Origin of the sequence: Eubacterium multiforme, from assembly GCF_030813415.1 — a bacterium.
GTDB lineage: Bacteria > Bacillota > Clostridia > Clostridiales > Clostridiaceae > Clostridium > Clostridium multiforme.
On record NZ_JAUSUF010000006.1, the window covers coordinates 73258 to 86085 of the forward strand.

Here is a 12828-nt window from a genome sequence, read left to right on the forward strand (position 1 = left end):
TCCCTTTCTTTTTTCTTTGAAGTTTAAAAATTATAAAAAATTTTGTAGAAGTAACACCCAAGAAAAAATGTTCATCCAAAAAACAGAATACCCCGCCCTTGATTATTTCCCAAAACTGAAAATCTATATTTTTACCAATTCAGGTTTTTATTTCGCTAAATCAAAATTTCACGTAGTTTTTATTCATTTTACAATTTATATTCATATCCTATCTAGTTTAGTAATACCAATACCTAAGATACAATTACATCAACTTTATTTATTTCCAATCTTAACATTTATGCATATATTCATTAATATCTTGTATAGTTATTCAACTTATTTTAATATATACATACTTTATTCAGTATTGATTATCTAGTTATTTCCCATTATTTCTTTTTTAATTCACTTTTAAACTTTTCCATATCTAGAATATCATTTTCGCCTTCATCATCTGTAACTGTGACCTCCGCTTTAGTTGTTGTATTTCCCCAAACCCTGTTAACTAGGTACTTTAAAAGGTCTGCTCTTACTTTTGAACTTGTATTTTTATTTAATGCTAGATCTTCCAATTCATCTACATAAAGCTTTATTTTATTCATAACATGCTCTTTAGTTGAACTTTGAATCTCTAGTCTAAGCATGTCTAGCTCATTTTTAAACTCTTCATCATCCAACCAATTATAAACAGTTGCTCTAGCTACTCCTATCTCTTTAGCAATACTTGCTATTTGTCTACCTTCAAGTATATATTTAATAGCTAAATATTGTTTATCTCCTAACTTCATAATATCACCTACTTTATCACTATGCTTATTAGACACATTATTTTATATCTGTCTTAATCTATTATGTACTCTTTTATATCGTCTATTGTTATTCTTAAATGTATCATTAATACCATCATAAGGATTAATATCAACTGTTATAATTTCACAATTATTATAATTATTACATAATGGGTTATTATAACTACAACAACATATACGTTTATCTTTATCCCATTTACTATATTCTAATTCTTTAATTGCTTTAACTTTACTCATTATTATTTCACCTCACTTAATATATTTAATAATAAAATAGCTATTAGTCTTTTTTAACTAATAGCTCTTGTTTGAATTAATATTTTAACTGGTGGAGAATAAGGGATTTGAACCCTTGCTTGATATTATTTAAATACCAACTGGCTGATTAGCAATCAACTCTCTTAACCTGACTTGAGTAATTCTCCATGATAGCGACCTCTCCACACCCCTAGTCGCTTTGTTGCTTTCACCTTGATAAGCAATCCCTTTATGCTTAATAAACTCCTGTTCCTGGTAGGAGTAACACCGATTGTTTAATTAAGCCTATAAATAACAAAATTTTTTCAAAAAGTTTTGGCAAGAATATAAAAAATAAAAGCCTTGGGTTTCATTCCCTCGACCTTTATCTATATTTTAATTATATCACAGCTATATGTATATTTTCACTATCAAGAAACTATCATTTTTTTATCATTTAATTCTTTACAGCGCTTATTTATATGATTAATATAATTGTCATATTCTTTTATAATTTCACTTAAATATTTTTCAAATTCATCTAAATTTTCAGCAACGTATTTCATATTTATATTGCATATATTAACATTGTTATCATATTTGTTAGATATTTCTTTAATTGAAACAAATAGCTTCATAACATTTTCAAGCAATTCATCTCTAGATGCTATTATACGTTTATTTTCTTCTTCATTTAACAAACTACTATAAAAAATAAAGCTATAAATATTTTTATAGTAGTTTTTTATTATTTTCTCACTATTATACAAGAAATCAGTTAATTTATCCCTTGAAATAACTTTTTTATTAATTTTATTTACTTCAAATTGAATTTTATCAATTATAAATAAACTATCAGAACAAATGGAATGTAACTCTTTGTACTGCATAACCTTATCATTAATTATTTTTATATTATATTCTTTATTAAATTTTTCTTTTTCATGTTGTAATTGCTTTTCAAATTGATTTCTGTCTTCTTCTCTCCTAGTGTCTTCTATCTTTCTTTGCTTATCAAATTGTTGTTCTTGCTTTGCTAATGTTGTTTTTAATATAATTAATGAAATTATACCTCCTAATATAGCACCACCAAATGAACCCGCAAAATTAAAATAGTCTTTTATTTCTAGTTCGTATCCATATTTAGATATTTTAAATATTATAGGAATAAAAAAAGAAATAAAAATAAAAAATAAAAAAATTTTTAAATATAATTTATTATCTTCATTAAAGAAGTCTATTATTTTTTTAAATATTTTCAATCAAAACACCCCCAATACCAAATTATACTATAATTTGAATTGAAAATATTCTATATACCTAACAAATCTAATGTGAACTCATTTAGAATATCTCTTTTCATTCTATAAAAAGTAGCTAATGATATATTCAATTTATTGCATAAATTATTAGAATTTAACCTTTCAAATTTATCCTTAGCATAACATTCAACTAATATGTTTCTATCTACTTCATTAAGCTTGTTTAAAGCTGTATCCATATATTTAACAAATATCTGATTAATTTTTAATCGTTCTTCTAATTCAGCTTTTTCTTGAATTAATTTCTCTAATTTGTAGTTAGCTTTCCTGCATCCAGTAGGTCCAGGCATATCGCTATACTCTTGTGCTCCAACTCCTTGCATTTCATATTTAATTACTTCAAGCTTATTAATTATATTAGGAATAGATCTAGTTTTTAATCTATAATATTTTTCTAATTCTGATATTGTTTTTTCTTTTAAATTCATTTTATTCACCTACTATTTATTGTTTCTATTAATCCTATATATCCTTTATAAGCTTTTAATATGTTTATACTCATTTCTAACTCTCCTTTACAAATGAGCCACACAAAGGTTATACTATATTTGCGAGATATGGTAGTTACCTTTGTGGTACTGCTTTTTTTTATTTGCTTTTATTAAAAGGCATTTCAATCATTGTTTTAGCTACTTACTCCCAAATAATTTTTGAACTACTAACATAGTTTTTTTCAATAACTTGAAGTAATTCTATTGAAAACTACTTTCTACAAAGTTTAACAGAGTATTTTAATCCATAATGTAGGTTTAAAACTTAATACATTTATTATTTACTGCCTCTAAACTCTTTTATATTTTTAAATATTAATGCTAATTGTTGTTCTATGGAGTTTTCTATACTTTCTATATCTTCATCATCTAAACATATTGGACTAGTCCAAATTGGATCAAATCCATTTTTCCCATTATATATTATGCTTAATAATTTAATACTCTTGCATAAATGTTCCTTAGCCTCATCAGGAATTCCCATTCTATACTCTCGTAATGGTTGCTCAATGTTTCTATCAATTAAATTTTGTCCTTCTATAAATTCTTCATCTTCATATGGATTATCAAATTGCTCAGCAAAATCTTTTTCAGTTTTATCTAAGATTTCTTCAGGAGTATTGTTATATAATGTACAAATTCTTATTAATTGTTTAGGTTTAGGACAAACCTTTCCATTTTCTATATCTGAAATTGTTGTATAAGATATATCTGTTATTTCACCAACTTCTCTTAATGTAAATCCTAGCTCTTTTCTCCTTTCTTTAAGTGTTTTTCCGAAAATTATATTAGCCTTCATTCAATTCAGCTCCTTTTTGTTAATTTTATGGCTATATTCTAACATCTTAGCTTTTATTTATCAATATTTTTTTAAAATTTTTGTATATTTCTAAATTTAGTATATAAAAAAGGGTAGCATTTTGCTACTCCCTTTATATAACTATTTATTTTTATAATTATCTTTTTTTACTTTATACTTTTCTTATACTTATTACTAATTTAATTATAATTTAGATAACTTGAAGCTTTATAATCTCAAGTTTACTCTTATATTTTTCAAGTTCATTTTCTAATTTTTTTATTCTGTTTTCTAATTTTCTTCTTTCAATTGGTGATAATGGATTATCATTAGCAATAGTTTCTAGTTCCATAATTTCATCCATTCTGTATCTTGGAGAAGATAAACCAGGAACTCTTGTAATAATCCCTTCACGCTCATAATTTTCAATTACTTTAGTGGAATTAAAATCCCACCTTTCAGCAAGAGATTGTCTACTTAATAAAGTCTTTTCCATTACTTTGGCTCCTTTATAAATTATTTTTTTCTATTAATATTTTAATATTTATTCAATAGTTCTATTATTTTTTAAATTTAGCTTTAATTACTTATATTCTAAATTACATTTTTATAAAACTCAAAATTAATTTAGTAAATTATATTTAAAATATTCTGTTTTATTTTTCACTATATATAGATTCATCTTTAGATATATCTTTAGAAGGTGTAACGCTTAATGTTTCATTCATTGTTACGCCTAATGTTTCACAATCGCCTTTAATCCCTTTATTTTCAATACTTTGTAACATTTCGCCTAACGTTTCACTTAATGGTACATTTAATGTTACGCTTTTTTTGATATTTTCAGCATAAACCATTTTATATTTACTATATAATAATTCTTATCCCACACCATGGAGATAAAACTTTTTCTTTGCCTTCTTCTACTATTCTTTGCAATTTTCTTTAGCTATCTTTCTTAAAACTTCTTCTACTTTTTTTAAATTTGCTTCATTTTCTTCTTTTGAAATATTTGGCTCTATAATTGTTACTTTTACCATAAGATCACTTCTCCTTATTTATATTCATTTCCATAGTCTTGATAACTTATCTTATTAATTTTCATTTTCTATAATTTATAGTATAAGATCATCAGAGCTTAAATAATTATAAAAGGTGGTATGTAGTATGCCTGATAACGAAAGTATTTCTCGTGATTTAACTATTATATATCTTCAAAATAAATGTCTTGTGCAGTCACTTCACATACTACACATATATATTTAGTGGATATTTCATAATTAATTAAAATAACTACATTCCCCATTCTTCTTTTAAACTATTTATAAATTTCATCATTTTCCCATCATCTTTATATACATCAGGATGAAACTTTGCTGATAAAGTTCTATATATCTTTTTTAATTTTTTCTTATCTTCTTCATTGTAGTTACTCTGTTTTGTATTGAAATAACTACTATAGTTTGAATTATAATTGTAGTTATTCTTAAAATTTTCATGATAACTACGCTCATACTTTTTATTTATTTCATACTGCCTTTTAATATCATTTAATTTTTGCTCTTCTTTAAGCTCTCCAAATACATCATAACAATAATCATAAGTATTATCACCATACATATCTTCAAATGCTCTTTTACGCTCTAAATACTCTTTTATTATTTCCTTATGCTTATTACTTACTCTATACTCTTCTGTAGCTTTAAATTCATTTTCTATAAGTTCTATTATTGGATCAAACTTCTTATATATCATATCTATTAATTCATCTTCTGTAAGTCCTAATTCTTTTGCTTTATCTTCTATTTCATAGCAATAATCTCCTATACATGAACTATAATCTATGATGTCATAATAATTAATCGTACATATAACTTTTTGTTTCTTTTTAACTTTTCCTTTATGTCTATAACTTTCATGAATACTTATTCTATATGCTTTCTTTATGGTCCTTTTAAATTTATCACCAGTATATCCATAACCATATACTCTTTTTTCTTCTCCATTACATATCCACTTTGTACAATAACTCTCTAATTCTTTATATGCTCCATTAGTATTCTCTTTCTTTAAATCTATCTCTTGTATAACACAATACATATATATAATCACCTCTCTACACTTTTATATTTATATATCTGCTCTTTATGCTGTAATAAACTATCTATATCCACCTTATAATATTTAATATGCTTATCATTAATCCAATCTATTAAATGCTCTATACTTAAATATGAGCTATTACCGTTAAAACTAATATATCTGACATTGTATAATCAGCCTTACAATTTACCACCAAACATTGTTTTTACTAATCTTCCTGTTTATTAGATTGTTCTTATTAATTTAATACAACTATACGTTTTATAAAATACTATCTAACTTACTTTTTACATCATTTATAATTTTCATCATTTCCCCACTATCCTTTACTATATCTGGGTGATATTTCTTGGCCATAGCTCTAAAACCTAACTTTATAAATTCTTTTGCTATATCTTTTGTAGTGTTATCAAAACTTATAGAACTTGTACCACTACTGAAACCACTAGTATATGAATTATAATACTGTCTATATTGCTCATATTCTTTTTGCTGCTTTTTATATTCTTCCTCTTTATTTCTTCTATTTTTCTCCAATATTTTCTCCCTAATATCTAAATACTTATCATATACTAAGTCTTGCTCTATCTTATTAACAATATCTTTTTCATTTAAAACCCTTTTTATATGCTTTGATATGATACTTATTCTTATATCTGTAAAATCAATTTCCTGTAGTGTCATTATATATTTATCACTACTTTTTACCTTCCCAGTTTCTTTATCTCTATGTCTATTACATAAATAAAATTTATATATATTTCCGTATTTATCTTTTCCTTTTTTTGCTGAACAAAACATACCTTTTCACTCCTTTTGTAGTGTTAATAAACCTATATCACTACGTTTTATTTAAATAATAAGGCTCGACTTAATGTCGAACCCTAATTATTAATCTACTTAAATATATATCAATAAATTAAAAGTTCACATTTAAATTAAATATCTTAATGTTTAACTTTAAGGTTAACCTTAAATTGTCGCCAACCTCTTTTCTTTAAATATAACCTATGTTAATGCTTAACCTTTAAACTCTTACTCTTTTTTTGAGTAATAGCTCCTTTAAATTAAATATTTATTTTTTTCTCTATATTTTTTCCATAATTTCTGTATATGTCTATAACTATAATTCATCAATTCAGCTATTTCAGTTAATTTTAGATTAAATACAATTTTTAAAAATCCTACACGTTCAAATTTTTCAGGTATTAATTCCAGATAATTTTTTATTGATTCACCATCATTAAATCTATCTAATAAATTCTCATCAAGCTCTATCTTAAATAATATCTTTTCCTTTTCTTTCAAATATCCTTCAATACTTATTTCTTTTCTACTTCCATGAATACAATCAAAGTCTTCCCAGCTTGTCCCTTCTTTATATCCACTAGGAGCAAATGCTTTTATATATCTATCATCTACAAATTTTATTTTATCTTTATTAAACTGTATTCTAACTTTAATTATTTTTACAATATCATCATATGTCATTTTTTAGCTCCTTTATAATTTTCCTAGCTGATTAAAAAACATTATGTCATATCTAAAATATAAAATAACAAGAAGGTTCAACCTAATGTTGAACCCATATTTAATCAATCTTTTGTATATTTATTCTCTAACTTATATAATTTTCTATATACTTCTTTTTCTAATTCAAAGACTTCATTCATTCCATTAATTTCATCTTTAGGAGTAGGTATTTCACCAGCTCCTTTATCTTCACATACTAAGTCATTTTTAACATCATTTAATGCATTCTCTAATTCCTCATTACTTAGCTTTCCAGTTGCTCTTAATATTTCTTTTTTAAATTCCATAAACTTTTTATTATTAGTTCTTTTTAATTCTGTTAATCCTTCTACCAGTTCAATAGCATCTGTTAGATCCTCTGATTCCTCACTACTTAGCTTTTTAGTTACTTCTGCAGCTTCATTATTTAATTCAATTTCATTTAAACATTCCTTTAATGTATTTGTATACTCTTTCATCTTACTAACCTCTCTTATTTAATATTCCTTTTAAAAAATTATATATTATTCTTAAATATCTCCCTTCTTTAATTACATCTAATTCATCAATTAATTCTTTTATTTCTTCTTTCATTGTATTAACCTCTCTTTTTCTCATTATTTTTGAATTCATTTAACCCTTTCCAGTTTGGCTCTATTCCTTTTATTTTACATTCTTCAATATAAGCTTTTAATATGTTTATACTCATTTCTAACTCTCCTTTACAAATGAGCCACACAAAGGTTATACTATATTTGCGAGATATGGTAGTTACCTTTGTGGTACTGCCTTTTTTATTTAAATTATTATTTGCATCTTCCATTTTTAATATCCAAATCTCCAGCAAGAATTTCACCAATTAAGATTTTAGTATTTAAATTTGAGTTTTTATAATTTGTAGAACACTTTTTAACCTTATCTTTTAAAATTAAATCACTAGTTTCTTGACATAATAATTGATGAATTTCTCTAAACTCATATTCATGTTTAACTATATAATCTAATATTTCTCCAACTTTTTGTTCATCTTCTATTCCTTTTATTTTTATTTCAAATGGTATGTTATCTATCGTAAAAATCATAATTTAATCTCCTTAAATTTAACTTCTAACTTTTTAAAATTTGCAAGTATTTTATTATGCCTTTTTTTATTATAATAACGAAGTTTCCGTGTATTCATCCTATTTTCAAAACCTATCTTATAAAGTTTGAAACCCTTGAATATTCTCCCTCCCATCTAAAAGCAAGTGTATTCTTTTCACCATGCCTATTTTTTAATATTGTCAAATTAACACATTCAGGATTTTTATCAGCATTTCTTGAACTATAATCCACTAATCCATCTTCTGCTAATTTATCCCTTAATTTTTTATTATCAAATTTTTTATTTCTGTATATTGATATTACCTGATCTGAATCCTGTTCAATTCTCGCACTATCTTGTATATCACTTTCTGTTATTTTTTCAGATATATTTTTACTCTCGTTTATGTCCGCTCTTCTATTAGCCTGTGCCAGTAAAACTATACATATATCTTCTTTTAACGCTAAATCTTTTAATTGACTTGTAACTTGTCCTATTTTTTCAGTAAGTGACATTCCATTCATCCCAGAAATATATTTATTTATATAATCAATAAATAAAATATCTAATCCATTATTTAATTTATATAATTTTATTTCACTAATAACCTTATTTATATTTGTTTCATTTGTTATATAAAACCCTTTATTCATAAGATTATTTATAAAGCTTGTTACTCTATCTTTTTCTTGAGCTGTAAGTATCTTTTTATTCATTTTTTGATATTCAATATTCAATTTACTTGCAGCCATTTTATTTAATACTTCTATTACTGACATTTCCCCACTTCCGTATATAACTTTATAGCTTTGTAAAATTAGATTTAAGGCTATTTGTATTGCTAATGTACTTTTACCTATCCCGCTCCTTGCAAACAATGTAACAAGCCTTCCTCGTTGTAAATTGCCTATTGTTTCATCTAGCTTATATAATCCAGTCTTAAATCCTTTATCATCATCAGCATATAAATTATTTAAATATTCCTCATAAGGATTGCAAATATCTAAATCTTTAACTACATCACTTTTATAAACTGATTCTAAAGTTTTATTAATAAACTCTGTCATTTCATCAATTGTATTTAGTTCTTGAACCTTATTGACCATTTTATAAACTACTCTTTTTTTATACTCATCTAGCAACAAACTCACTTTTGTTTCAAAGTTAGCATTGGTTGGTGAGCAACTCGCTATCTCAGTTATGTAGGTTATTCCACCCATTTCCTTTGTTTTTTTATCGCTATAACTTAGCAAGTTAATTAAATCAACTGACATATTTTTCTTAATCATTTCCAAAATTACTTGGTATATCTTTCTATGTTCCTCCACTTGAAACATATTGGCTTTTATGCTATCGCATTTAGTAACCAACCCATTATCTTGAATCAATCCACATAAAAGCTCTTGTTCTAAAATCACAGCATTGTTCTTTATCATTTGTCCATTCCTCCTTAGTAGTCTATATCGTCATCTGACAATAGCTCACCTGAATCATAAAGTGATTTAACATCCTCAGGAGCTACGTCTATTTGATTTAAATATCCTTCAAATTTATTTCCAAACAATGTTTCAGGTCTTAAATATTTACTCATCTTAGGATTATTAATCCATTCATTAACCTTCTTATCAATTACTATCTTAAAATCCTCTACTGTATATTTTTCTTTTAGCCTAGCATTTATTAAACCTTTTGTCTTTTTACTGTTTGCTTTATATCTAGTATTAGCTTTTAAATTTAAATACTCTATTATTTCCTCAATGTATTTTGAACTATCTATATTATTAGATATTATGTTTAGATTATTATGTTTAGATGATTGAACCTTTTTCTGTTCCTTATACTGTTCCTTTTTGTGTTCTCCAATACCTTCTAAAGCATTGATATTACTATTATTATTCTGTTCCTCTTTTTGTTCCTTTTTATGTTCAAAATTCTGTTCCAAAAATCGAGTTAAAAAATATATGCTTTGAGTGCCCTTTTTACCTTTTAATCTCTGCTCTATATATCCCTCTTTGACTAATGTTTTTATTGTATTTATCATAACTTTATGTGTTAAATTTAATCTATTTTCCCAACTTGAATAATTAAATCCACATTCACCTCTTTTTAATCCATTGTATTCCTCTAGTGTATTGTTTACTCTAAGTTCAAACTCTTCGTACACTATATAAATATGAGCTTTCTTATAACCATATTTAATAAAAAGACTACGCTCTATACTATTCATTGCTTCACCCCGTTCACCCCCATTACCTAAAATAAGGTCATTTTACTTTATCTTTAGAATTTGCTTTAAGCCTCTACACTTTTTTATGCAATATACCACTAAAGGCTTGTACACCTTCATATGTTAGTTTTTTATTTAATTTAATACATATCTTAAATATCTTAAAATCCATTTTAAATACCTCTTTACATGTTCTATTTTTTTGTTTGTCTTAATACCCAATCCTCTAATCCTTTTTTATATACATAATATTTACCTGAAACCATATAACTTGGAAAATCATCTTCCTTAACCAACTTGTATATAGCATTAACACCTACTCCTAAAACCTCCGCTGCCTCTTTAGGGCTTAAAGATAACTTTGAATCACTATCTGAAGGTTTAAACTCTTTAAGTTTTTCTTTAACTTCAGTTGTTATAAAATCTACAGTTAGATTTATGAATTTTTCAAAATAAGGATCCTTATTAACATCCTCCATATTTATCTCCCTCCAATTTATTTAATATCTTTCGCAACTTATTGCGACATTTTAAGACTAGAATACTAATAGAGCTTAGTCTTGTCTTACTTTGTTATCAGATATGATTTACAAAGTACGAATTTCGTACTTTGAATTATTCATCTTCTAAAAAGAATAATGTCATTACATCTGAATTAAGTAATTTAGCTATTTTTTTCATTAAATCTCTATTTGGATTTTTTGCAGCTCCATTTTCTATAAGTCTTAAGTATTCTCTTGATATACCTAGTTCTTTAGCAAATTCTCCAGCCTTAAATCCCAGCCCTACTCTTAATGCTTTAATTTTATATTTCATTTTTTCACCTCACATTGACAAGTTGTAATTGTTAATTTAATACTATATCAACAATTATAACTTGTCAATATCTTTTTATTTTTTTATTTTGACAAATATAATTTGTTATTGGATAATATTAATAGGAGGTTTTAAAATGAGTGTTAATGAAAATATAAAGTTTTATAGAAAACAAAAAAAAATAAGTCAAAGAGAGTTAGGACGCAGAATCAAAAAAAGTGGACAATTAATATCATTAATAGAACAAGGAAAAACGACTCCTTCTATTGATACAATTAATAAGATAGCTTTAGCTCTTGATATTTCTGCTGATAAATTATTATTAGAGCCATCTAGTAACATTTATATAAGTCCTTCTGAAAAAATAAAATCATCTATTCATTCTGCTATTTTATCAATAATGGAAAATGAAATTGATAATTCACACCTTACAGATGATGAAATAACAGAACGTCTTTTAAAAGTTGCAACTGAACTTTATACAACTGAAGATGAAAAAGAATCTTTTTCAAAAATTACTGCTGATTTAATGCACTCTCCAATTAAATATAATGAACAGGATTTTCATGCTATTGAAAACCATGTAATAAAATGTCTTTATAATTTAGCTGTAAGTATTGGTCTAGATGGTTTTAATGAATTATCAAGAGATGAATTATTAAATATAATTAAAAGCGATGAATTAAAACAAACTTTAGAATATTTATATTTTGATGCAAAAAAGAAAAAATTAAAGAAGGTTATTCAAAAAAGAACTAAGTAAAATTTCCCAACTTATCGGTAAATTTAAACCAAGGGGAATTTCCACTTGCTTAATATTAAACTTGCCTTTTTTCCAACAAACTCAATTATGAGTAGGCTGCTATGTACATTTAGGTACATAGCAAGTCCAAAATTGGATTGTCATTATGCTAAAGGAACATAGTAAATTTACTGAGCTAAGTTAATTGGTCTTAAACATTAAACACCTCTTAACTAAGCTTAGATTTAGTCTCAGCTGATGAGATAACATTTTGTTATCCATATTTCGCCCAGTTGTGGTCTAAATCCTTTAGAAGGTTTTAAGATTCTGCAGCAAATGGCAGAAAGATTTATATTAAGAGGTAGCTTTTCACGACCCCCTAGATATTCCCCCACTTATGGAGTAAATATATTGTAGTGTTACATATACTTATCACTACATAATTACGTAGTTATTTAAGTTTAAAATACAGTAACTACTTAGATTTTAAAGGAAGTGATAATATGCCATTATCTGATGATAAAAAGTATTGCCCTTTACTAAAAAGAAATATATCTAGAGCTTATTGTATGGAGATAGGAGATGTTATAAGAGATGATATGGATATAAAACATATAGAAGATAGATTTGATATTGATAAAGCAAATGAAATATGTAATAAATGTGGTTGGGATTATACACCAATACTCTAAAGAAATGAGGTA

The 12828-nt window shown here is 25.4% G+C and carries 18 protein-coding genes and 1 tRNA gene; 2 read left to right on the top strand and 17 right to left on the bottom strand.

Annotation, left to right across the window (positions count from 1 at the left end; genetic code table 11):
- Nucleotides 1-371: 371 nt before the first annotated feature.
- The 17 genes from J2S18_RS09765 to J2S18_RS09845 all read right to left on the bottom strand — a co-directional run bounded on the left by J2S18_RS09765 (nucleotide 372) and on the right by J2S18_RS09845 (nucleotide 11382).
- Nucleotides 372-770 (bottom strand): IS630 transposase-related protein, encoded by a 399-nt coding sequence (locus tag J2S18_RS09765; protein WP_307486365.1) that lies wholly within the window; start codon nucleotides 768-770, stop codon nucleotides 372-374.
- 42 nt (nucleotides 771-812) lie between these two features.
- Nucleotides 813-1028 carry a hypothetical protein gene (locus tag J2S18_RS09770; RefSeq protein ID WP_307486368.1) on the bottom strand — a complete coding sequence of 72 codons (216 nt, stop codon included), beginning with the start codon at nucleotides 1026-1028 and terminating at the stop codon, nucleotides 813-815.
- An 89-nt stretch (nucleotides 1029-1117) separates the two neighbouring features.
- Nucleotides 1118-1216, bottom strand: a tRNA-Ser gene (locus tag J2S18_RS09775).
- 243 nt (nucleotides 1217-1459) lie between these two features.
- Nucleotides 1460-2290: a hypothetical protein gene (locus J2S18_RS09780; protein WP_307486370.1), complete on the bottom strand. Its 831-nt coding sequence runs from the start codon at nucleotides 2288-2290 to the stop codon at nucleotides 1460-1462.
- Nucleotides 2291-2340: 50 nt separating this feature from the next.
- Complete coding sequence (locus J2S18_RS09785; protein ID WP_307486371.1) at nucleotides 2341-2778, bottom strand: hypothetical protein; 438 nt, start codon at nucleotides 2776-2778, stop codon at nucleotides 2341-2343.
- Between the two features lie 340 nt (nucleotides 2779-3118).
- On the bottom strand, nucleotides 3119-3640 hold the full coding sequence (locus J2S18_RS09790) for a helix-turn-helix domain-containing protein (RefSeq protein ID WP_307486374.1): 522 nt from the start codon (nucleotides 3638-3640) through the stop codon (nucleotides 3119-3121).
- 211 nt (nucleotides 3641-3851) lie between these two features.
- Nucleotides 3852-4136: a transcription factor gene (locus tag J2S18_RS09795; RefSeq protein ID WP_307486376.1), complete on the bottom strand. Its 285-nt coding sequence runs from the start codon at nucleotides 4134-4136 to the stop codon at nucleotides 3852-3854.
- A gap of 160 nt (nucleotides 4137-4296) precedes the next feature.
- The gene (locus J2S18_RS09800; protein WP_307486378.1) at nucleotides 4297-4497 is read right to left on the bottom strand and encodes a hypothetical protein; all 201 of its coding nucleotides are present in this window, start codon (nucleotides 4495-4497) and stop codon (nucleotides 4297-4299) included.
- Nucleotides 4498-4933: 436 nt separating this feature from the next.
- Entirely contained in the window at nucleotides 4934-5740 is an 807-nt protein-coding gene (locus J2S18_RS09805) for a hypothetical protein (RefSeq protein WP_307486381.1), read from the bottom strand.
- Between the two features lie 264 nt (nucleotides 5741-6004).
- Nucleotides 6005-6544 carry a molecular chaperone DnaJ gene (locus J2S18_RS09810; RefSeq protein WP_307486383.1) on the bottom strand — a complete coding sequence of 180 codons (540 nt, stop codon included), beginning with the start codon at nucleotides 6542-6544 and terminating at the stop codon, nucleotides 6005-6007.
- A 261-nt stretch (nucleotides 6545-6805) separates the two neighbouring features.
- Nucleotides 6806-7234, bottom strand: coding sequence for a sigma-70 RNA polymerase sigma factor region 4 domain-containing protein (locus J2S18_RS09815; protein WP_307486386.1), 429 nt, complete (start codon nucleotides 7232-7234; stop codon nucleotides 6806-6808).
- A gap of 104 nt (nucleotides 7235-7338) precedes the next feature.
- Complete coding sequence (locus tag J2S18_RS09820) at nucleotides 7339-7734, bottom strand: hypothetical protein (protein WP_307486388.1); 396 nt, start codon at nucleotides 7732-7734, stop codon at nucleotides 7339-7341.
- A gap of 327 nt (nucleotides 7735-8061) precedes the next feature.
- Nucleotides 8062-8337 (bottom strand): hypothetical protein, encoded by a 276-nt coding sequence (locus J2S18_RS09825; RefSeq protein ID WP_307486391.1) that lies wholly within the window; start codon nucleotides 8335-8337, stop codon nucleotides 8062-8064.
- A 112-nt stretch (nucleotides 8338-8449) separates the two neighbouring features.
- The gene (locus tag J2S18_RS09830) at nucleotides 8450-9775 is read right to left on the bottom strand and encodes a replicative DNA helicase (protein ID WP_307486393.1); all 1326 of its coding nucleotides are present in this window, start codon (nucleotides 9773-9775) and stop codon (nucleotides 8450-8452) included.
- Nucleotides 9776-9789: 14 nt separating this feature from the next.
- Nucleotides 9790-10566 carry a conserved phage C-terminal domain-containing protein gene (locus tag J2S18_RS09835; RefSeq protein WP_307486396.1) on the bottom strand — a complete coding sequence of 259 codons (777 nt, stop codon included), beginning with the start codon at nucleotides 10564-10566 and terminating at the stop codon, nucleotides 9790-9792.
- A gap of 194 nt (nucleotides 10567-10760) precedes the next feature.
- Entirely contained in the window at nucleotides 10761-11045 is a 285-nt protein-coding gene (locus J2S18_RS09840; RefSeq protein WP_307486399.1) for a helix-turn-helix domain-containing protein, read from the bottom strand.
- A 136-nt stretch (nucleotides 11046-11181) separates the two neighbouring features.
- A complete protein-coding gene (locus tag J2S18_RS09845; protein ID WP_307486402.1) occupies nucleotides 11182-11382 on the bottom strand; it encodes a helix-turn-helix transcriptional regulator in 201 nt (66 codons plus the stop codon).
- Between the two features lie 136 nt (nucleotides 11383-11518).
- Here J2S18_RS09845 and J2S18_RS09850 point away from each other — a divergent pair, with 136 nt between their 5' ends.
- Nucleotides 11519-12145: a helix-turn-helix domain-containing protein gene (locus J2S18_RS09850; protein WP_307486405.1), complete on the top strand. Its 627-nt coding sequence runs from the start codon at nucleotides 11519-11521 to the stop codon at nucleotides 12143-12145.
- 482 nt (nucleotides 12146-12627) lie between these two features.
- Nucleotides 12628-12816: a hypothetical protein gene (locus tag J2S18_RS09855; RefSeq protein WP_307486407.1), complete on the top strand. Its 189-nt coding sequence runs from the start codon at nucleotides 12628-12630 to the stop codon at nucleotides 12814-12816.
- Nucleotides 12817-12828 lie beyond the last annotated feature (12 nt).

What these genes read in the sequence shown, in the direction of transcription:
- J2S18_RS09790 (WP_307486374.1), bottom strand. Translation starts at nt 3,640, where the DNA reads ATGAAGGCTAATATAATTTTCGGAAAAACACTTAAAGAAAGGAGAAAA.
- J2S18_RS09785 (WP_307486371.1), bottom strand. Translation starts at nt 2,778, where the DNA reads ATGAATTTAAAAGAAAAAACAATATCAGAATTAGAAAAATATTATAGA.
- J2S18_RS09835 (WP_307486396.1), bottom strand. Translation starts at nt 10,566, where the DNA reads ATGAATAGTATAGAGCGTAGTCTTTTTATTAAATATGGTTATAAGAAA.
- J2S18_RS09815 (WP_307486386.1), bottom strand. Translation starts at nt 7,234, where the DNA reads ATGACATATGATGATATTGTAAAAATAATTAAAGTTAGAATACAGTTT.
- J2S18_RS09805 (WP_307486381.1), bottom strand. Translation starts at nt 5,740, where the DNA reads ATGTATTGTGTTATACAAGAGATAGATTTAAAGAAAGAGAATACTAAT.
- J2S18_RS09795 (WP_307486376.1), bottom strand. Translation starts at nt 4,136, where the DNA reads ATGGAAAAGACTTTATTAAGTAGACAATCTCTTGCTGAAAGGTGGGAT.
- J2S18_RS09825 (WP_307486391.1), bottom strand. Translation starts at nt 8,337, where the DNA reads ATGATTTTTACGATAGATAACATACCATTTGAAATAAAAATAAAAGGA.
- J2S18_RS09800 (WP_307486378.1), bottom strand. Translation starts at nt 4,497, where the DNA reads ATGGTTTATGCTGAAAATATCAAAAAAAGCGTAACATTAAATGTACCA.
- J2S18_RS09855 (WP_307486407.1), top strand. Translation starts at nt 12,628, where the DNA reads ATGCCATTATCTGATGATAAAAAGTATTGCCCTTTACTAAAAAGAAAT.
- J2S18_RS09845 (WP_307486402.1), bottom strand. Translation starts at nt 11,382, where the DNA reads ATGAAATATAAAATTAAAGCATTAAGAGTAGGGCTGGGATTTAAGGCT.
- J2S18_RS09840 (WP_307486399.1), bottom strand. Translation starts at nt 11,045, where the DNA reads ATGGAGGATGTTAATAAGGATCCTTATTTTGAAAAATTCATAAATCTA.
- J2S18_RS09765 (WP_307486365.1), bottom strand. Translation starts at nt 770, where the DNA reads ATGAAGTTAGGAGATAAACAATATTTAGCTATTAAATATATACTTGAA.
- J2S18_RS09830 (WP_307486393.1), bottom strand. Translation starts at nt 9,775, where the DNA reads ATGATAAAGAACAATGCTGTGATTTTAGAACAAGAGCTTTTATGTGGA.
- J2S18_RS09810 (WP_307486383.1), bottom strand. Translation starts at nt 6,544, where the DNA reads ATGTTTTGTTCAGCAAAAAAAGGAAAAGATAAATACGGAAATATATAT.
- J2S18_RS09770 (WP_307486368.1), bottom strand. Translation starts at nt 1,028, where the DNA reads ATGAGTAAAGTTAAAGCAATTAAAGAATTAGAATATAGTAAATGGGAT.
- J2S18_RS09850 (WP_307486405.1), top strand. Translation starts at nt 11,519, where the DNA reads ATGAGTGTTAATGAAAATATAAAGTTTTATAGAAAACAAAAAAAAATA.
- J2S18_RS09820 (WP_307486388.1), bottom strand. Translation starts at nt 7,734, where the DNA reads ATGAAAGAGTATACAAATACATTAAAGGAATGTTTAAATGAAATTGAA.